The sequence below is a fragment of the Sphingomonas jaspsi DSM 18422 genome (genome assembly GCF_000585415.1).
GTDB classification, from domain to species: domain Bacteria; phylum Pseudomonadota; class Alphaproteobacteria; order Sphingomonadales; family Sphingomonadaceae; genus Sphingomicrobium; species Sphingomicrobium jaspsi.
The window spans coordinates 2344356-2363145 of the sequence record NZ_KK073876.1; the positions used below are offsets into that span (position 1 = coordinate 2344356).

The window sequence follows — 18790 nt, forward strand, 5'->3', positions numbered from 1 at the left end:
GTCGGCAATCCGACCGCTAGCAGCGCGAAGAGACAGCGAGGGCCGGCCGACCGGCGCGAAGCGACCGGATCGACGTCACGGGATTAACTCCCGTGACGGCCTAGCGCGCATTGCGGCGTCCTCTCCTTATAATTAGCCACGCCAGCCCCGCCGCCGCGACAACATCGTAAGCCCCACAAAAGGCTGGCCACCAATCGGGCGCGCCAGGCGCGGCCAGATAGTCGTGCCTCAGCAGGTCGAACAGGCCATGCAGCGCCAACCCCGCCGCGACAAACCATAAGCTCCTTCGAAATCCGATTGCCGCCAGTGCGGCAAACAGGGCGAAGAAAGCGATCTCCAACTTGAGCCCATTCCCCCCGCCCATTACCGCGAACAGGACGTACATCGACCCCACGACCGTCAGTACCGCGGCGTAGAAGGAACGATCCCGGTCGTAGCCGACCACATGCGCGAACACGCCGACCGCGACCGCCAGCGTAGCGCCAACCACCAGAGCCAGGTTCATCGCCCCTAATCCCGCTCCCCGCCATGTGCGGGCTGGTCTTCCTCGGCCTCCAGCCGATCCCGCAGGAAGCCGATCAGCTCCTCCCGCTCATGCTGGGTCATCTTGGCAGTGCGATGCCTCGCAGTACCGCTCATGAGGCCGAGGTCTTTCTTCGTCTTTCCCTCGCCGGTCATGAACATGTGCATCAGCTCGGCGTCATTATAGGTTCCGACGATGTCGAGGTTGGGGCTGAAATCCTCATAGCCCTGAAGCTCGCTATTATGGCACTCCGCGCAGACCGTTTGCGCGATATAATGGCCGAGCGGATGCCGGCCGCCGTAATCGGACAGCGCGTTGGCGCGGAACCGCGCGGCCATCTGCTTGGCGGGGAGGAAATCCGCATCGGGTGATTTGTCAGCCCACACGGTGCCCAGTCGAACCGGCGGCGTTTCTTTCCCGGCTTTGGGCACGGTGCGCAGGTAAGCGGTCAGCGCGGCGACGTCGGCATCGCTGAGATACTGGAAGGTCTCAATCGGCATGAACACCAGCGCGCGGCCGTCATGCACCTCGCCCTTGCGCAGGAAGTCGGCGAACTGGGCGTCGTTGTAATTGGCCATGCGCAGGGTGATGTTGGACGCCCACATATCGCCTTGGGCCTTGTCGCCGGGCGTCACGTTTTCGCCCTGAAGATTTTCGCCGTGGCAGCCCTTGCAGCCGAGGATGAAGCTCAGCCGCTCGCCATGTGCCACCTTGGCCGTGGGATCGGTCGTGGTCGCACCGTCATAGGTGATCGCGGCGGGCTTGGTCGGCTCTTCCGCCGCCACTTCCTTACGCTGATGACAGGCCGTCAGGCTGGTCATCGCCAGCAGCAAACCCAAAACGCGCATAGAAGCCCCCGTCCTCGCAGGGTCGGAGGCTTAACATGGATTTGGCTGAAGGCCTAAGCGCCGATAATCTCGCGCCCGATCAGCATGCGGCGGATTTCGTTCGTTCCTGCGCCGATGTCGAGCAGCTTGGCGTCGCGCATGTAGCGTTCGACCGGCCAGTCCTTGGTGTAGCCTGCGCCGCCCAGCGCCTGGACGGCTTCGCCCGCGACCTTGAACGCGCTTTCGGATGCCAGCAGGATCGCACCCGCCGCGTCGAAGCGGGTGGTCTTGCCCGCGTCGCAGGCCTTGGCGACCTGGTAGACGTAGGCGCGGGCGCTGTTCAGCGCGACATACATGTCGGCGATCTTGGCCTGCATCAGCTGGAAGCTGCCGATGGGCTTGCCGAATTGCTTGCGCTCGCGGACATAAGGGATGACGACGTCGAGGCAGGCCTGCATGATGCCGAGCTGGATGCCGGCAAGCACGGTGCGCTCATAATCCAGCCCGCTCATCAGCACCGCGACCCCGCCATTTTCCGGGCCCATGATCTGTTCGGCGGGGACAAAGCAGTCGTTGAACACCAGCTCGGCGGTCGGCGATCCGCGCATCCCGCACTTGTCGATCTTCTGCCCGATCGAAAAGCCTTCCATGCCCTTTTCGATGAGGAAGGTGGTGATGCCGCGGCTGCCTTCGCCGGTCTTGGCGTAGACCACCAGCGTGTCGGCGTGGGTGGCGTTGGTGATCCAGAATTTGGTGCCGTTGAGGACGTAACCGTTGCCCGATTTCTCGGCCTTCAGCTTCATCGACACGACGTCGCTGCCCGCGCTCGCCTCGCTCATCGCCAGCGATCCGACATGTTCGCCGCTGATCAGCTTGGGGAGGTATTTCGCCTTCTGCTCCGGATTGGCCCAACGCCGGATCTGGTTGACGCACAGGTTCGAATGCGCGCCGTAGCTGAGGCCGACCGAAGCCGAGGCCCGCGCTACCTCTTCCTGCGCCACGACATGTTCGAGATAGCCGAGGCCGAGGCCGCCCCATTCTTCCTCGACGGTAATGCCGTGGAGGCCAAGCTCGCCCATCTGCGGCCACAACTCGACCGGGAAGCGGTCCTTCTCGTCGATCTCGGCAGCAAGCGGCAGGATCTTGTCGGTGGCGAAGCGCTGGGTCGTGTCGCGGATGGCATCGGCCATCTCGCCCAGGTTGAAATCCATGCCCGGCATATCGCTCATCGAAACTCTCTCCTGTTTGCCGGCGCGCCTAGCATCGGCGGGGTCGGACAGACAAGTTAGGGATTGGGTGGATCATTCGGCGGCGAAGCCCCGCTGGAGCGGATCAGCGACCGTCCGAGAAGCATCAGTCCGATGCCGCCCGCCAAGGGAATACCACCGAAAAGCGCGACGATCGGAAAAACGCTGAAATCGATCTGAGACACGTTGCTCACCCCGGCGAAAAAGACGGCGGCCGAGCAAAGTCCGCTTGCGCCGGCGATCAACAGTCCAATTGCGAACAGGATGCCGCCCAGCAATTTGCTCATGCGTCATTCCCTCCCGATCAGATGCGCCCGCCCGGACCGCGGGCGACGCGGCGACCCAATATCACGAGCCCAACCCCAATTAGCAAAGAAGGCACGAAGGCGCTGAGGATGTCGACGAGGCCCCTGATGGTGAAATTGGTAGCCGTCAGGTCCAGCAGGAACAACGCCGAACAAATCCCGCTAAGACCGGCAATCAGCACACCCGCCGCGACAAGGATGCCACCGAGGAGTTTCCTCATTCGGCTACCCCTGCCCGTGCTCTGCCCCGCCGCAGCACGTCCGCCCCCTCCGCGCCATCGCGGTAGAAGGTGTTGTAGGTGTCGAACGGAATGATTTGCCCCTCACCCGTGACGAAATGGACGCAGCTGCGCTTCACCGTGCCGAGGTCGAAATTGTAACGGTCGAGGAATTGCAGGATGACGACGCGGAAGCTGTCGGCATAGCTCAATTGCTCCGGCACCATCGCCTGCGGCAGGCAGCAGAGCAGGCCCGCCAGCTTCTCCTCGGTATTGGCCTGCGCGGTGGCGAGCGACAGCAGGTCCAGAATGCGTTCGCGCAGGGCGGGATAGGCTTCGTAGCTGATCGTGTTCGGCCCGTTCAGCATCAGTTCGCGCGGCAGCAGGCTGGTGATCGGCGTCACCTTGTCACCGTCGCGCAGGCCATAGGCGATACAGATCTGGTCGGGGTTGCACGGCAGCGGGATGAGGTCGTCGAGGGCGAAGGCTTTCGACTTCGCCACCTCGCGGCGGATTTGCGCCAAGACGATGCGGTTGGCCTTGGCGTCGAAGCCTTCGTTTCGCCCCGCATCCTGCACCGGCTGGAAGGTGACGCCGCGCACGCATTTCCAGGTCAGGGCATGGTCGACGATGGCCGCGACTTCCTTATCGTTGACCCCGCGCTTCACCACCGCGACCAGCGTGGTCGACAGGCCGACCCGTTCCAACGCTTCGAGCGCGGCCTGGCGGATGCGCGAGAGCTTGGCGCCGCGCAGGTTGACCAGCGCGTCGTCGTTGAGGCTGTCGAACTGGAGATAAACTTCGAGGCGGGGCGCATAGGTCGCCAGCCGCTCGACGAACTCGGGTTCCTGCGCGATGCGGACGCCGTTGGTGTTGATCATGACATGGCGGATCGGCCGCCGCTTCACCGCGTCGAGGATGTCGAAGAATTGCGGGTGGATGGTCGGCTCGCCGCCCGACAATTGCAGCAGGTCGGGCTCGCCCTCGCTCGCGACCAGCGCGTCGAGCATCGCCTCGATCTCGGCCAGCGGGCGGTGGCTGCCATGGAGGTCCTGCGCGGATGCGAAACAGACCGGGCAGGCCAGGTTACAGGCCTGGTTGACCTCGATCAGCGCGAGGCAGCTATGCTGTTCATGGTCGGGGCACAGGCCGCAATCGAACGGGCAGCCGGCCTCGGTCCGGGTCTGGGCGGTGAGCGGTCGGTCGCCCGGCTTCAGCCAATCCTGCTGCGAACGCCAATAGGCGACGTCGTCGCTGATCAGCGTTTTCTGCACGCCATGGTCGCGGCAGCGCTTGAGGTAGAACACGCCGCCCGCCTCGACGATGACCTTGGCGGGGACCAGTTCGAGGCAGGTCTCGCACAAGCTCGTCGTCTGGTGATGGAAGATGTAGGGCGCTGCCTTGCGTTCCGCCGCTATGTCAGGCGGGTTGTCGATCGCGTCCGCTTCGGTTCCACCAACATAGTCCATAGACAACCAGCCCCATCATCAACAGGTGGAAGAGATTAAGCGGCCCCACCAACGGCGGATAGGGCTTCAGAAACTCCCACGCGAACCGCTGGGCAGCATAGAAGATAATCATCGCGTGGAAAGCGTGATGGGTGGCCCAGTTCATGCCCGCCAAACGCGCACGGACATAGGTGATCGCGAAGACGGCCATCGACACGCCTTCGTATAGCTGGACCGGATGGCGACCGATTCCGTCGCCAAGGTCGACCGCCCACGGCAGGCCGGTCGGCACGCCATAGGTCGCATCGGCGAGCCCGGTGAAAAAGCAGCCCAGCCGACCCACCGCGATGCCCACCGCGATCGGCAGGACGAAGGCACCGCCGGTCGATACCGTGATGCCGCGCCGCCATTTCCACAGCTCGACCCCGGCAATCCCGCCCGCAAGCGCGCCGGCAACGCTGTGCGACGGCGCGGCGACCAGCATCCGCAGCGAATTGGCGCTGCCCAGCAGCCACGCCCCCGCAAGCGCCCCGACGGCAAGACTGATGAAGTAACTGGTGTCGGTAATCCGGGACAAGCGTTCGGCCTCGGCGGGCCAGCGCCGATGCTGCAAGCGCGCGGCCAGCGCCGCTGCCAGCCAAGCGCAAAGGTCGCCGACATAATGGGCCCACAGGGCCGTCGGGACATGGATCATGAGGTCAGGGCTTGGGGGGAGCGGCCGTCGCTGCCGGGTCGGCAGGCGGCGGCACAATCAGCGGATGCGCCGCGCCCCGATGGCAGGTGTAGCAGGTTACCGCCGGATTGTTCATGTCGACCTCGAACTTCTGGTTGAGGTCGTGGGTCACCCGCATCATCCAGCGCGCCATTTCCTTTTCACGCTTGGCGTCAGATGCGAAGTTCAGGCCCGCTCCGTTCGACGCCGGCGCATGGCAATAAGCGCAATTCACCCCCAGGGCGGACGACATGTTGCGCATGATGCCGATCAGTTGTTCGCGCGGCATGTCGGGCGGCAGCGCCTGAAGGTTCCTTGCTTTCCACGAAGACGGCGGCGGGGGTGGCGGCACGTCCGCGTTGGCCGCGCCATGACCGACGGCGATCGCCAACGTCGCGGCCGCGGCGGCGAATAGCAGCTTGCTCGACAGGGCCCTGTTCATGCCCCGCAGCCTCCACCCGCGAGCGGGCTTCGTCAATGGCGAATTGAACGCGGGCCCGCCCACGCCTATGTCGCCAGCAACCTCATTCATCCGGAGTCATCCATGTCCGCCGATCCGATCGTCATCCTGTCCTACGCCCGCACGCCGATGGGCAGCTTCCAGGGAAGCCTGTCCGGCGCCACCGCGCCGCAGCTGGGCGCGACGGCGGTCAAGGCGGCGGTCGAACGCGCCGGCATCGACGGCGATCTGGTCGAGAAAATCTACATGGGCTGCGTCCTGCCCGCCGGCCTCGGCCAGGCCCCGGCGCGTCAGGCGGCGCTGTTCGCCGGCCTCCCCCGTTCGGTCGAAGCGACCACGGTCAACAAGATGTGCGGATCGGGCATGCAGGCGGCGATCATGGCCGCCGACACGCTGGCGGCGGGCAGCGCCGACGTCGTCATCGCGGGCGGCATGGAATCGATGACCAACGCCCCATACCTCAGCCACAAGCATCGCGGCGGCGCACGCATCGGCCATGATGTGCTGAAGGACCATATGTTCCTCGACGGGCTGGAAGACGCCTATGAGCCGGGCCGGCTGATGGGCAGCTTCGCCGAGGAAGCGAGCACCGAATATCAGTTCACCCGCGAAGCGCAGGACGGTTACGCGATCGAAAGCCTTTCGCGAGCCAACGCCGCGATCCAGTCGGGCGCGTTCAAGAAGGAAATCGCGCCCGTCACCATTTCGGGCCGCAAGGGCGACGAGATCGTCGACACCGACGAACAGCCGGGCAAGGCCAATCCGGGCAAGATCCCGACGCTGAAGCCCGCCTTCGCCAAGGACGGCACCATTACCGCCGCGAACGCCTCGTCGATTTCGGATGGCGCCGCCGCGCTGGTGCTGACCCGCCAAAGCGTCGCCGACAGGCTGGGCGTGAAGCCGGTGGCGCGGATCGTGTCGCATGCCGCCCACGCCCACGAACCTGCCAAGTTCACTACCGCTCCCGTTCCCGCGCTGCAGAAGGCGATGGCCAAGGCTGGCTGGAGCAAGGACGACATCGACCTGTTCGAAGTCAACGAAGCCTTCGCCTGCGTCGCGATGATCGCGATGAAGGACCTCGGCATCGATCACGCCAAGATCAACGTCAACGGCGGCGCGACCGCACTCGGCCACCCGATCGGCGCAAGCGGCGCACGCATCCTCGCGACCCTGCTCGGCGCGCTCGAGACCCGCGGCCTGAAGCGCGGCATCGCCAGCCTGTGCATCGGCGGCGGCGAAGCCACCGCGATGGCAGTCGAGCTGGTCGACTGACGCGTCAGGGGTGCTGCAGCATCCCCCGGCGCCACGCCACCCAATAGGCCGCGACCAGGATCAGGCCGTAGCATCCAGCAAGGAATGCCAGCGGCGTGAACATTGGGGCGTAGGCCAGATGCGACAGCGCGGCCCATGAACCGAAAACGGTCAGGATCAGTATCATCCCGACCTCGGACGCCTGCGCCCCGACGACGCGCCGGAATTCATCGGTTGTTCGCTGCATCCGGCGCCAGACGACGGCCATGACGACCGTGGCCAGAACGAGTACCGCCAACGCACCGGCCGGCGCAATCATGCCGTTGGCGCCGCCGACCGCCAGCGCAACGAGGGACAGGCCGACCAACAGGCAGGCCAGCGCCGACATCGTGAGATAGCCCCGGTCGTCACGCAGCTCATCCTCGTCGGCAACGTTCAACAGCTTCGACCCGGTCGACGGGTTGAGCGTGCCTAGTCCGACGAACAGCGCCATCAGCGAATAAATCAGACCTACACCGATCGCGACGACCTGGTCGATTTCCGGTCGCCCGCCAAGGCCTTGTTCGAGGCCCCGCATGGCCAACATCATGCCTGCCCCGCCGGCCAGCCCACCAAGCACCAGCTGGATCAGCATCTTCACGGTTCGCGACTTGCGCGCGGCAGGGTCGAGGGTTCGTAGGCCGGTCATGCGTTGGGTTCCCATTGATCGAGGAAAAGGTCGGTCACGGGCACTGCAAAAATCTTCGCCATTCGCAGCGCCAGTGGGAGGCTGGGATCATATTTGTCGGTCTCGACTGCGTTGACCGTCTGGCGCGAAACGCCGAGCCGGCGGGCAAGCTCGCCCTGGCTCCAGCCTTTCGCTTCCCGATAATCGCGGATCCGATTCTCCATGCGTGAATCATGTGTAAAGAGTTCTTGACTGTCAAGAGCTCTTTACAGGACGTCGTCGACGAATGAAATTTCTGCTATGACGCGGGCCTCAACGAAAACAGGGAGAGAGATATGCGTGTCGTGATGACCTCACTGGCCGTGCTGGCGCTGATGGCGTGCAGCAAGCCTGCCGACGCACCGGCCAACGACATCAACTCCGACATGGCCGACACCAATGCGACAATGATGGACGCGAACGCGACCGCGGCGGCCACGCCGGCGGCGCTGGCGGACATCAAGTCGACGTCGTGGGAGTTCACGGACAAGGATGGCCAGGCAATCCAGGAATCGGTCGACGAAAACGGCAACTACGTCGCCGTATCGGGCACCAAGCATATCGACCATGGGACCGCCATAATGAAGGACGGCAAAGCCTGCTTCACCAGCGCCATGACCAAGGAAGGCGAAGTCTGCTGGACGGACCCGATGGCGGCCATCGGCAATTCGGGTGAAACCACCAGCGACAAGGGCGAAAAGCTGACCGTCAAGCGCGTCGAATATAAAGCGCTGACCATGTAGCGGACGAGGCGTCGGGCGCGGGTCAACCCGCGTCCGGCGGCTTGCTATTCGACGGTTTCGCCGTCGCTGGTGCCCCAGATTTCGCCCTGCGCCACATAGCCCTCGCGGGCGCCGAACTGGATATGACACCAGTCGCCGTCGCAATGGTCGATACGACCGACCGCGCCGGCTTCAACACGATAGCGGATCGGTGCGCCGCTATTGGGACGGACGCGGACGTTGCGCGGGTCACCATCCTTGATGACCGCTGTGCGGCGGTCGCTGAGCAGCGTCACCAGCATCCAGCCCTGTGCGCCTTCCATATCCTCGATCTTGCGCCAGTTTTCGTGACGCTGGAGCACGCGGACGGGAAGGTCGCGCCGCTTGTAGAGCCAGACGCCCGGATAGTTACGCCCCGGCCCGGTGCGGGTCATCGCCTCGCCACTGGCGATCGACGCCCAATAAGGCACCGGGCGGTCTTGCGCCGCAGCGGTGGCAGCGACGACGATCAGCGATGCAGCGATCAGCCCCCGCACCGCGATCAGGCCCCAGTCAGGATCCGGTCGACCAGCTGCTTCACGGTCGGCACGAACCCGTTCGAATAGAAAGGATCCTGCTTGAACCGGAACGCGGCATGGCCGGCGAACATGAGGTTCTGCTCGACATCGCCGCCATGGGCGATGTCCTGCAGCGTCTTCTGGATGCAGAAGCTGCGCGGGTCGGCGAGGCGGCCGGTGCTGTTCTTCTCATTATCCGCCCAGCTTGAAAAGCTGCACTGCGACAGGCAGCCCATGCAGTCGGCCTGGTCCTTGCGGATCTCCTTGAATTCCTCCGGCGTGACGAAGATCAGCGTGTCGTCCGGCGTCTTCATCGCTTCGGTATAGCCCGCGCCAAACCATTCGCGGGCGTGCTGAAGGTCGCCCTTCGTGACCCAGAAATTCTTCTTGGTGCCGACGCCGACGTCGAGTTCGAACGCATGGTCGCCGATCGCTTCCTTGGTGAAGGCGAGCTGGCGTTCGCTGCGTGCTTCGAGGTTGCGCAGGAACGGGTTGCGCACGGCCGACGAATAGAAACCGGTCGGCGAAAAGCGGTGGAGCAGGACGTCGCCTTCCTCCAGCGTCATCAGCCGCGCCTTCCATGCGGGCGGGATCGGGCTTTCCTGCGTCAGCAGCGGCCGGGTGCCGAACTGGAACATGATCGAGCCCAGTTCGGGATTGTCGATCCAGTCGTTCCATTCGTCGAGCCGCCAAACGCCGCCTGCCATGACGATCGGCACTTCGTCCGAAATGCCGCCTTCGCGCATGGTTTCGCGCAATTCCTTGACGCGCGGATAAGGGTCCTGCGGTGCACGCGGATCTTCAGCATTCGACAGGCCGTTGTGCCCGCCCGCCAGCCACGGGTCTTCGTAAACCACCGCGCCGAGCAGGTGCGCGACCTTCGAATAGGCGCGCTTCCATAGCGCGCGGAAGGCGCGGCCGGAGCTGACGATGGGCAGGTAGTGGACGTTATATTGCGCCGCGATTTCGCTGAGCTTGTAGGGCATGCCCGCGCCGCAGGTGACACCGGTTACCATGCCCTTGGTACGTTCCAGAACGCCGTGCAGCACGCGCTGCGCACCGCCCATTTCCCATAGCACGTTGATGTTGATCGCGCCCTTGCCGCCGGCCATGTCGAAGGCCTTCTTGACCTGCGCGACGGCGCCGTCGATCGCATATTGGATCAGCTCTTCATGGCGACCGCGGCGGGTCATTTCGCGGTAGATTTGCGGGACGATGCGGCCGTCGGGGTCATAGCTGTCGGCGTTGACCGCGCTGACCGTGCCGATGCCGCCCGCAGCAGCCCAGGCGCCGCTCGACGCGTGGTTGGTTGCCGATACGCCCTTGCCGCCCTCGACCAGCGGCCAGACTTCGCGGCCGCCATACAGGATGGGCTTCAAACCCTTGAACAATTGCCTCTCCGTTCTTGTCTTGCGGCCCCTATAGGACGGTCGAACCGCTTTTGCTCGCAGAAATTTCGCTTACGCCGTCAGCACATAGTCGAGGCCGATGTCGACCGCCGGAGCAGACTGGGTGATGCGGCCGACGCTGATATAATCGACGCCGGTTTCGGCGATGGCGCGGATAGTGTCGAGGTTGACCCCGCCCGACGCTTCGAGCGGCACCCGACCTGCCACCAGCGCAACGGCCTCGCGCAATGTGTCGGGTTCCATATTGTCGAGCAGGAAGCGTTCCGCCCCCGCCTCAAGCGCCGGTTCGATCTGCGCGATCCGGTCGACCTCGACTTGGATCTGCAACCCGCTGTCATAGGCCTTGGCGCGCCGCACCGCCTCGGCCACGTCGCCCGCGACGCCGACATGATTGTCCTTGATCAGCAGGCCGTCATCCATCCGCATGCGGTGGTTCTGCGCCCCGCCCATCCGCGCCGCATATTTTTCGAGCAGGCGCAGGCCCGGGATGGTCTTGCGCGTATCGAGCAGCACCGCTCCGGTGCCCTCGATTGTCTCGACATAGCGCCGCGTCAACGTGGCGATTCCGGACAGGTGCTGCAGCGTGTTGAGCGCCGATCGCTCCGCCGCCAGCATCGCCCGCGCATTGCCCTCCAGCTTGAGCAAGACGGTGCCCCCCTCGACCTTGTCGCCGTCCTGCACGCGCTTCTCGATCCGCACTTCACGGTCGAGCGCGCGGAAAAAGGCGATGGCGAGGTGGATGCCCGCCACAACGATCGGTTCGCGGCAGTTCATCTCGGCGACGAAGCGCTGCTCGGCGCCGATGGTGGCCTTTGACGTGACATCGCCCCCGGTGCCCAGATCCTCGGCCAGCACCCGCTGGACGAAATCGCGCAGGTCGAATTGCGGAAGTTCGAGCGCAACCATTTCCGGCGTATCCATCGCGCCACCATCTCCCCTGTTTGACGTCACTGCCCTAGGCCGGGACAGGAAGCGTGCACAAGGCTTCAGGCGTCGGCCTGCGCCAATTCGCGACCGTTTTCGGTCTGCCAGTCGCCCGCCTGGCGCAGGAACCGCTGGCGGTGCGCATCCGCAAAGCCGCTGCCGTCCCACGCCTGGATCGCCACCGACACGTCATGGCTGGCCGCAATGTCGATGAGGTTGAAGCTCTGTTCTTCGTCACGCAGTCTGGTCGAGGTCGCCGTCCCCGCCTGGATCACAAGGGCATTGCCCGCGCCCGTAACCAAATCGTCGGCCCGGTGGGTGGACGCGCGGTGATTGTGACCGGCCAGCAGCAGGTCGACCCCCGCATCGGCGACGGCCGCCAGTGCCATCTCCTGCCGCCCGACCGCTTTGCCCAGTTCAGGGCCATCGCCGACCGGCAGCGCGAACAACGGATGGTGGGTGACGAGCACGCGGGGCTTGTCGTCGGGATGGTGGCGAAACGTGTCGCGGATGTAGGCGACCTGCTCTTCATTCACCCGCCCGTCCTTGAAGGTCAGCGACCGCGCCGTGTTGATGCCAAGAACGGCGGCTTTGGGCAGGTCGTGATAGGGGCAAAGCGTCTCGTCGATATAGCGTTTGTACCGGGTCAGCGGCGACAGGAAGCGGCGCAGCACGTCGTAAAGGGGTATGTCGTGGTTGCCGGGCACGCCCAGCACTTCATGACCCGCCTTGCCGAGCCGGGTCAGGAATTCGCAGGCCTCCTGAAATTGTTCGGTCCTTGCGCGCTGGGTGAAATCGCCGCTGATGACGACGAGGTCGGGCTTTACAGCGTCGATGCGTTCCTCGACCTTGTCGACGAGTCGCGGGTCATGCGCACCGAAGTGAAGGTCGGACAGATGGATGATCTTGGTCATGCCCGGTTCAACGCCCCGCCATTGCATTCGCTCCCCTCTGCTTTCATGGAAAGGCGATGGACCGCACCGAAGCCAATAGCGGCACCCGCGAGGTGTCGGATCGCCTGAAGTTCGACGTTGCCGCGCTCGAAGCCTGGATGAACGACCATGTCGGCGGGTTCGAAGGCCCGCTGAATCTCAGCCAGTTCAAGGGCGGCCAATCCAACCCGACCTACAAGCTGGAAGCCGGCAACGGCCGCGCATACGTCCTCAGGCGCAAGCCGCCGGGCAAGCTGCTGCCCGGCGCCCATGCGGTCGACCGCGAGGCGCGCGTCATGTCCGCATTGGGCCGCGAGGGCTTCCCGGTGCCCAAGGTGCACGGTCTATGTGAGGACGAGAGCGTCATCGGCACCCCCTTCTTCGTCATGGACATGGTCGAAGGGCGGATCGTGTGGGAAGCGCATTTTCCCGGCCTCGCCCCCGAGGAGCGCGCCGCCCACTTCGACGCGATGAACGCGACCATCGCGCAACTGCACAATGTCGATCCGGTCGCAGCCGGGCTCGGCGATTACGGCAAGGCGTCGGCCTTCGTCGAACGGCAGGTGAAGCGCTGGTCGAAGCAATATCTGGAAGACACCGAGGCGGGTCGAATCCCGGCAATGACCGCGCTGGTCGACTGGCTGGGTAAGCATATGCCGCCCGACAGCGGCGAAAGCCGCGTCGTCCATGGCGACTATCGCTGCGACAATATGATCTTCGCCCCTTCCGCCCCGCGCGTGCAGGCCGTACTCGACTGGGAGCTATCCACGCTCGGCGATCCGGCGGCGGACTTCGTCTACCACCTTGCCATGTACCGCATGCCGGCGCGCATCTTCACCGGGCTGGCCGGCATCGACATCCGCGACCTCGGCATCCCGAGCGAAGAGGAATACGTCGCCGCCTATTGCCGCCGCACCGGCCGCGACCATCTGCCCAACCTCGATTACCTGATGGTGTTCGTGATGTTCCGCCTCGCGGCGATCCTGCACGGCATCAAGGGGCGCGTGGTGCGCGGCAACGCCAGCAGCGCCCACGCCGCCGCCATGGTCGAGCGCCTCGAACCGCTGGCGGAACTGGCGCTCGAACAGGCGAAGAAGGCCAGGCTCTAGCCCCTACTTCGTCGGAAAGCCGCGGCGCTTCAGCAGCGCGTTGACGTCCGGGTCGCGGCCGCGGAACTGGCGATAGGCCTCGGCCCGGTCGGTCTCGTTGCCCGTCGACAGCAGGATGATGCGGAACCGGTCGGCGATCGTCCGATTGAACGGATCGCCCGTCTCCTCGAAGGCCGCCCAGGTGTCGGCGTCCATCGTTTCCGACCACAGGTAGCTGTAATAGCCTGCCGAATAGGCGTCGGAACTGAACAAGTGTCCGAACTGCGGGAGGCGATGGCGCATCACCATTTCCTTCGGCATGCCCAGCTTCTTCAGCGCATCGCGCTCGAACGCGTCCGGATCGACCACGCCGTCGGGCTGTGTGTGCAGCATCATGTCGACCAGCGCGGACGACAGATATTCGACCGTGGCGAACCCCTGGTTGAACGTCTCCGAAGCCTCGATCTTCTTGACCAGCGCGGCAGGCATCGGCGCGCCGGTCTTGTAGTGCTTGGCAAATCGTTCGAGCACCGGGCGCGTCAGCAGCCAATTCTCGTTCACCTGGCTCGGATATTCGACGAAGTCGCGCTGCGACCCGCCGAGCGAGGGATAGTTCACGTCGACCAGCAGATAATGGATCGCGTGACCGAATTCGTGGAAAAGCGTCGACGCGTCATCGAGCGTGATCAGCACCGGTTCGCCCGGCGCGGGCTTGATGAAATTGTTGTTGTTCGACGCCAGCACGATGTCGTCGCCGAGCAGCCGTGCGCGGCTGCGATAGGTCGTCATCCACGCGCCCGAGCGCTTGCCCTCGCGGGCGTAGGTGTCGAGGTAATAAAGGCCGACCACCTTGCCGGTCTTGGCGTTGGTCACCTCGAAGGTGCGGACGTCCGGGTTGAACACCGGCACCTTGCCCGTATTCTCGGTGAACTTGAGGTCGTAGAGCTGCTCGGCCGACCACATCATCCCCTGCACAAGATTGTCGAGCACGAAATAGGGTTTGATCTCGTCCTGGCTGAGGTCGTACTTCGCCTTGCGGACCTTCTCCTGGTAATAGCGATAGTCCCACGGCTCGACCGTCGTGACGCCGTCCTTCTTCGCGATCGGCTTCATGTCCGCCACTTCCTGGTGGACGCGTTCGACCGCCGAGGGCCAGACCTTCATCATCAGGTCCATCGCCCGCGCCGGGGTCTTGGCCATCGTGTCCTGCATTCGCAGGTCGGCATGGGTGGCATAGCCAAGCAGGTGGGCACGGTCGGCGCGCAGCTTCACGATCTGCGCGATCAGCGCGTTGTTGTCGTTGGCGTTACCGTTGTCGCCGCGATTGACGAAGGCGTTCCACACCTTCTGGCGAAGCGCACGATCGCTGGCGAAGCTCAGTACCGGATCGGCGGCCGAGCGGGTGTTGCGGATGGCATAAGTGCCGGCGGGCAGCCCCTTGTCCTTGGCCAGCGCCGCGGCGGCCGCCTTCACGTCGGCGGGAACGCCCGCCATTTCGGCTTCGGTAGCGGTAGTGTAGGTCGCCTCGTCCGCCAGCAGATGGGCATTGAAGTCGGAGAAGGCTTCCTCAAGCTTCTGGTTGATCGCGGTAACCTGGGCCTTTTGGTCTGGGTTGAGCTTGGCGCCGCGACGCACGAAGCCTTCATAGGTGCGGGTCAGCAGACGGTCCTGGACAGCCGTCAGGCCGAGCTCGCCGCGCCGCTCGTAGAGATATTCGACCCGCTGAAAGAGGTCGGCGTTGAGGTTCACCTTGTCGTTGGCCGCCGACAGCTTGGGCGACCATTCCTTGACCAGAGCCTGCACGTCGGGCGTGGCGAGGTTCGATTGGTAGACACCGAGGATATTCTGGATGCGGTCGAGCCGCTGACCGGTCTTTTCCATCGCGACGATGGTGTTGTCGAACGTCGGCGTGTCCTTGTTGGCCGCGATCGCATCGTTTTCCGCCAGATATTCATCGATGGCGAACTGCAGCGCCTCGGGGAAATGCGCGACCTTGACCTTGTCCCACGGCGGCACCCCGTCATAAGGCCCGGTCCAGTCGGCAAGCAGCACATTGTCGGGCACGGGCTTCACAACCTCCTGCGGAACAGCGGCGGGCGCGGCGGCCGTCGCTTGCGGCACCGGCCCGGTGGTCGTGCAGGCGGCGAGCGAAAGAGCAGCGGCGCTGCCCAGCAGAACGTTTTTCAAGGCTATTTCTCCGTAACCCGAATGGATTTTTGCGGGGGGAGCATAGGAAGCGAGCGGAGCAAAAGGCAAATCGCCCGACCAACGGGCGGCTGCGCTCGACCAAAGACCTAGAGGAAATCCGGCGCCAGCAGCATCAGCACGCGGACGTCGATCGCGACGCCCTCGGCACGCTTGGCCGCCACGAACGCCGCGACCCCGTCCTTGGGTACCAAGTGGGTGACGATCTGTTCGTCATCGACCCCGCCGCCCTCGCCGACCTTGGTCAGACCGCGCGCCCGGACCAGCGAAAAGCTTTCGCTGACCATGCCGGGCGACGAGTAGAAGTCGCCCAGTTCCTCGACCGACGCGGGCCGGTAGCCGGTTTCCTCGACCAGTTCGCGGCCCGCCGCCTGCTCGACGCTGTCGGGCCCATCGCCGTCGCCGATCAGCCCGGCGGGCAGTTCGATGCAATTGCGGCCCAGCGGAACGCGATATTGTTCGACCAGCACCCAATGATCGTCGACGTCGGCCAGGATGACCGCCGCGCGGATACCTCGCGAACGAGCGACATATTCCCACTGTCCCTGCTTCAGCGCAGTGATGAAGCGCCCAGTCCAGACGGTCTCGACCGGCTCATGTTCGTCGCGGTGGCTCATAGCTCGATGAGCTTGTCGGGGATTTCGTTGACGTCGTTGTCGGCGCGCGGGAAATGCTGGGCCAGCACATCGCCGATAATCGCCACCGCTGCGACGATTCCATCGCCGGGACGACCCTGCTTCACCTCGACCAGCAGCGCCTTCATCGCCTCGCCCCAAGTCTCGTCCGTCGTCACCTTGGTAATGGCCTCGTCGCCGATGATCTCGGCACGACGCTCGCCCATCGACAGGTAGATAAGGATGCCGGTGCGGCCCGCCGTGCGGCTTTCGGCAGAGGTACGGAAGAGTTCGACCGCGCGTCGGCGCACGCGTCGCGCCTTGGTCGAGCGCGGGGTCAACGCCAGCCTGAGCGGCATCCACTTCATGATGAACAACGCCACCAGGAACTTGGCGAGCGCGATGAACAGGACCCACGTCAGCGCCTGCTGCAAGCTCGGCTCGCCCGCCCATGGCAGCAGCTTTTGGTACCACCAGACCAGGCAATTGGGCACAGCCGCCAACACCGCCAACGCCGCGAACATAGCCAGCACTGCATAATGAAGCCCGACATCATGATATCGGTCGCTGAGGTCGGTCGTGACCGCGATGATCTCGCCGGCGCTCTTTTCTTCAGCCGCCGCAATCGCGGCGCTGACCCTGGCATGATCCTCTGCCGTCAGTTTCAGCATTACCATCCCCCCGAAGCGCCGCCGCCGCCGAACGATCCACCGCCGCCGCCGAAGCCACCGCCACCGCCACCGCCGCCCCAGCCGCCGCCACCACCGAAACCGCCGCCACCGCGGCGACCGCTACGGCTGATCGCATCTAGACCCCACAGAACGATCCACGGGTCGATCCCGCCGCTGCGGCGGTATCGACGCCCGCTGACGCCGCGCGCGATCGAGCTGATGATGACGAAGAAGACGATGACGATGAGAATCACCGGGATCGGGTTGACGTCGTCAGCGCGGCTGCGCTCGGCTGCGCTCGCGGTGGAGGCGCGCTTGGCGGCCTCTTCGGGCGACATTTTCATCGTCTCGACGATGCGATCCGACCCGGCGACGATGCCCCCGCCCATATCGCCGGCACGGAAACGCGGCAGAATGTCTTCGCGGATGATGATGCTCGACACCGCGTCGGTCAGGAAGACGCGCGCACCGTAACCCGTCTCGATGCGCACCTTCTTCTCGTTCGGCGCGACGAGGAGGATGACGCCGTCATCCTTATCCTTTTGTCCGATGCCCCACGTCCGCCCAAGACGGTAGCCATAATCCTCAATCGGCCGCCCTTCGAGGCTGCTGACTGTCGCGACCACGAACTGCCGACCGGTCGCCGCTTCCAGCGCCTCGGATTTCGAGGTGATGTCGACCACCTGTGCAGGCGTGAGAAGATGCGCCTGATCGACGACCCGCCCGGTAAGCTGGGGAAAGGTCTGGGCAGCCGCGGGCATGGCGGCGCACAGCACCGCCAGCCACAGGCCGGCAAGGTAGCGGATCACTTCAGCTCGCGGTGTTGAAGTCGACCTTCGGCGCGTCCTGCGCGCCCGCCGCCGCTTCGAACGGTACCTTGGGCTTGGCCCCGTAGAACACCTTGGCGCCGATCGCGTCGGGGAAGGTGCGGATGCGGGTGTTATAGCTCTGCACCGCCTCGTTATAGTCGCGGCGGGCAACCAGGATCGAATTTTCGGTTCCTTCGATCTGCGATTGCAGCGTCAGGAAATTCTGGTTCGACTTCAGCTCGGGATAGGCTTCCTGCAAACGCTGCAGCGGGATGATAGCCTGCGTAAGGCGGCTCTGCGCGTCGTTGAAGGCACGGACCTTAGCCGGATCGTCGAGATCTTCGGCACGAAGCGTCACCTTGCCGGCATCGGCGCGCGCCTGCGTGACCTGGATGAGCACGCTGCTTTCCTGCTTGGCGTAGCCCTTCACGGTTTCCACCAGATTGGGGATCAAATCGCTGCGGCGCTGATATTCGCTCTGCAAATTGCCCCACTTGGCGTTCACATTTTCCTCGGCCGTCGGGACCGAGTTGAGGCCGCAGCCGGCAAGGCTGGCGGCAGCGACCGGAGCGAGAAGGGCAAGACGAACTGACTTCATCACGGCGGGAACCCCCAAAGAAAGCGGGACAAGCTGCCCGCGAAGAGCGAATCTAGGGATGGCCGCGGGGGGTTTCAATCGAATCCGGATAGAGTCAGGATGACCGTCCCACCAAATTAGTCGGGGGATCGCATGCTTTCTGAATTCAAAGCCTTCATTGCCAAGGGAAATGTCCTGGACCTCGCCGTCGCCGTCATCATCGGCGCGGCTTTCGGAAAAATCGTCACCAGCCTTACCGAAGACGTCATCATGCCGTTGATCGGCTGGCTGTTCGGGGGCGTCGATTTTTCGAGCCACTTCGTCCGGCTCGGCGAGGTGCCAGCAGGCTTCAAAGGCGATCCGACCAAATATGCCGACCTCAAGGCAGCGGGCGTGGCGATGCTCGGCTGGGGTGAATTCCTGACCCAGATCATCAATTTCCTGATCCTGGCCTTCATCATCTTCCTGCTGGTGCGTCAGGCCAACAAGATCATCGGCGCGCGCGAGGAAGCGCCGGCGGGTCCGAGCGAAGTCGAGCTGCTCACCGAAATCCGCGACGAACTTCGCAAACGCTAAAACGCAAAA

Annotated in this window: 23 protein-coding genes; 4 read left to right on the plus strand and 19 right to left on the minus strand. The window is 64.4% G+C overall.

Features of this window, described 5'->3' with window-relative positions; genetic code table 11:
* Positions 1-100: 100 nt before the first annotated feature.
* The 8 genes from G570_RS11915 to G570_RS13270 form a co-directional block, all read right to left on the minus strand.
* Positions 101-505: a DUF6010 family protein gene (locus tag G570_RS11915; RefSeq protein ID WP_037502650.1), complete on the minus strand. Its 405-nt coding sequence runs from the start codon at positions 503-505 to the stop codon at positions 101-103.
* Between the two features lie 5 nt (positions 506-510).
* Complete coding sequence (locus tag G570_RS13265; RefSeq protein ID WP_051504408.1) at positions 511-1371, minus strand: c-type cytochrome; 861 nt, start codon at positions 1369-1371, stop codon at positions 511-513.
* A 53-nt stretch (positions 1372-1424) separates the two neighbouring features.
* Positions 1425-2570 (minus strand): isovaleryl-CoA dehydrogenase, encoded by a 1146-nt coding sequence (locus G570_RS11925; RefSeq protein WP_037504169.1) that lies wholly within the window; start codon positions 2568-2570, stop codon positions 1425-1427.
* Between the two features lie 65 nt (positions 2571-2635).
* Positions 2636-2884 carry a hypothetical protein gene (locus G570_RS11930; RefSeq protein ID WP_051504410.1) on the minus strand — a complete coding sequence of 83 codons (249 nt, stop codon included), beginning with the start codon at positions 2882-2884 and terminating at the stop codon, positions 2636-2638.
* Positions 2885-2901: 17 nt separating this feature from the next.
* Positions 2902-3123 (minus strand): hypothetical protein, encoded by a 222-nt coding sequence (locus tag G570_RS11935; RefSeq protein ID WP_037502653.1) that lies wholly within the window; start codon positions 3121-3123, stop codon positions 2902-2904.
* Positions 3120-4589, minus strand: coding sequence for a radical SAM protein (locus G570_RS11940; protein ID WP_084607695.1), 1470 nt, complete (start codon positions 4587-4589; stop codon positions 3120-3122). The genes G570_RS11935 and G570_RS11940 overlap by 4 nt, the downstream gene beginning before the upstream one ends.
* A complete protein-coding gene (locus G570_RS11945) occupies positions 4540-5262 on the minus strand; it encodes a prolipoprotein diacylglyceryl transferase family protein (protein WP_084607696.1) in 723 nt (240 codons plus the stop codon). The genes G570_RS11940 and G570_RS11945 overlap by 50 nt, the downstream gene beginning before the upstream one ends.
* 4 nt (positions 5263-5266) lie before the next feature.
* The gene (locus G570_RS13270) at positions 5267-5722 is read right to left on the minus strand and encodes a c-type cytochrome (protein WP_051504412.1); all 456 of its coding nucleotides are present in this window, start codon (positions 5720-5722) and stop codon (positions 5267-5269) included.
* 102 nt (positions 5723-5824) lie between these two features.
* Here G570_RS13270 and G570_RS11955 point away from each other — a divergent pair, with 102 nt between their 5' ends.
* On the plus strand, positions 5825-7012 hold the full coding sequence (locus G570_RS11955) for an acetyl-CoA C-acyltransferase (protein WP_037502656.1): 1188 nt from the start codon (positions 5825-5827) through the stop codon (positions 7010-7012).
* 4 nt (positions 7013-7016) lie between these two features.
* Here the strand turns inward: G570_RS11955 and G570_RS11960 are convergent, their stop codons facing one another.
* Together G570_RS11960 and G570_RS11965 are read right to left on the minus strand one after the other, a co-directional pair.
* The gene (locus tag G570_RS11960) at positions 7017-7679 is read right to left on the minus strand and encodes a hypothetical protein (protein WP_037502659.1); all 663 of its coding nucleotides are present in this window, start codon (positions 7677-7679) and stop codon (positions 7017-7019) included.
* Positions 7676-7882, minus strand: coding sequence for a helix-turn-helix transcriptional regulator (locus G570_RS11965; RefSeq protein WP_037502662.1), 207 nt, complete (start codon positions 7880-7882; stop codon positions 7676-7678). The genes G570_RS11960 and G570_RS11965 overlap by 4 nt, the downstream gene beginning before the upstream one ends.
* Before the next feature lie 111 nt (positions 7883-7993).
* On the opposite strand from G570_RS11965, the gene G570_RS11970 reads away from it, so the two are divergent.
* On the plus strand, positions 7994-8440 hold the full coding sequence (locus tag G570_RS11970) for a hypothetical protein (protein ID WP_037502665.1): 447 nt from the start codon (positions 7994-7996) through the stop codon (positions 8438-8440).
* A 44-nt stretch (positions 8441-8484) separates the two neighbouring features.
* Here the strand turns inward: G570_RS11970 and G570_RS11975 are convergent, their stop codons facing one another.
* The 4 genes from G570_RS11975 to G570_RS11990 form a co-directional block, all read right to left on the minus strand.
* Entirely contained in the window at positions 8485-8955 is a 471-nt protein-coding gene (locus G570_RS11975; protein ID WP_037502667.1) for an SH3 domain-containing protein, read from the minus strand.
* Between the two features lie 5 nt (positions 8956-8960).
* Positions 8961-10367 (minus strand): NAD(P)H-dependent flavin oxidoreductase, encoded by a 1407-nt coding sequence (locus G570_RS11980; RefSeq protein ID WP_037502670.1) that lies wholly within the window; start codon positions 10365-10367, stop codon positions 8961-8963.
* A gap of 69 nt (positions 10368-10436) precedes the next feature.
* On the minus strand, positions 10437-11306 hold the full coding sequence (gene nadC, locus G570_RS11985; RefSeq protein ID WP_156930442.1) for a carboxylating nicotinate-nucleotide diphosphorylase: 870 nt from the start codon (positions 11304-11306) through the stop codon (positions 10437-10439).
* A 65-nt stretch (positions 11307-11371) separates the two neighbouring features.
* The gene (locus G570_RS11990; RefSeq protein WP_037504175.1) at positions 11372-12223 is read right to left on the minus strand and encodes a metallophosphoesterase family protein; all 852 of its coding nucleotides are present in this window, start codon (positions 12221-12223) and stop codon (positions 11372-11374) included.
* A gap of 56 nt (positions 12224-12279) precedes the next feature.
* Between G570_RS11990 and G570_RS11995 the strand changes: the two genes are divergently transcribed.
* The gene (locus G570_RS11995) at positions 12280-13350 is read left to right on the plus strand and encodes a phosphotransferase family protein (protein WP_037502672.1); all 1071 of its coding nucleotides are present in this window, start codon (positions 12280-12282) and stop codon (positions 13348-13350) included.
* A gap of 3 nt (positions 13351-13353) precedes the next feature.
* Here G570_RS11995 and G570_RS12000 read toward each other — a convergent pair whose 3' ends face one another.
* The 5 genes from G570_RS12000 to G570_RS12020 all read right to left on the minus strand — a co-directional run bounded on the left by G570_RS12000 (position 13354) and on the right by G570_RS12020 (position 18226).
* Positions 13354-15516: a M3 family metallopeptidase gene (locus G570_RS12000; RefSeq protein WP_037502675.1), complete on the minus strand. Its 2163-nt coding sequence runs from the start codon at positions 15514-15516 to the stop codon at positions 13354-13356.
* 107 nt (positions 15517-15623) lie between these two features.
* Positions 15624-16151, minus strand: coding sequence for an NUDIX hydrolase (locus tag G570_RS12005; protein WP_037502678.1), 528 nt, complete (start codon positions 16149-16151; stop codon positions 15624-15626).
* Complete coding sequence (locus tag G570_RS12010; RefSeq protein WP_245600299.1) at positions 16148-16819, minus strand: TPM domain-containing protein; 672 nt, start codon at positions 16817-16819, stop codon at positions 16148-16150. The genes G570_RS12005 and G570_RS12010 overlap by 4 nt, the downstream gene beginning before the upstream one ends.
* On the minus strand, positions 16819-17628 hold the full coding sequence (locus G570_RS12015; protein WP_037502684.1) for a TPM domain-containing protein: 810 nt from the start codon (positions 17626-17628) through the stop codon (positions 16819-16821). The genes G570_RS12010 and G570_RS12015 overlap by 1 nt, the downstream gene beginning before the upstream one ends.
* A gap of 1 nt (position 17629) precedes the next feature.
* Positions 17630-18226, minus strand: coding sequence for a LemA family protein (locus G570_RS12020; protein ID WP_037502687.1), 597 nt, complete (start codon positions 18224-18226; stop codon positions 17630-17632).
* A 132-nt stretch (positions 18227-18358) separates the two neighbouring features.
* Between G570_RS12020 and mscL the strand changes: the two genes are divergently transcribed.
* On the plus strand, positions 18359-18781 hold the full coding sequence (gene mscL / locus G570_RS12025) for a large conductance mechanosensitive channel protein MscL (RefSeq protein ID WP_037502690.1): 423 nt from the start codon (positions 18359-18361) through the stop codon (positions 18779-18781).
* The last annotated feature ends 9 nt before the right edge of the window (positions 18782-18790 follow it).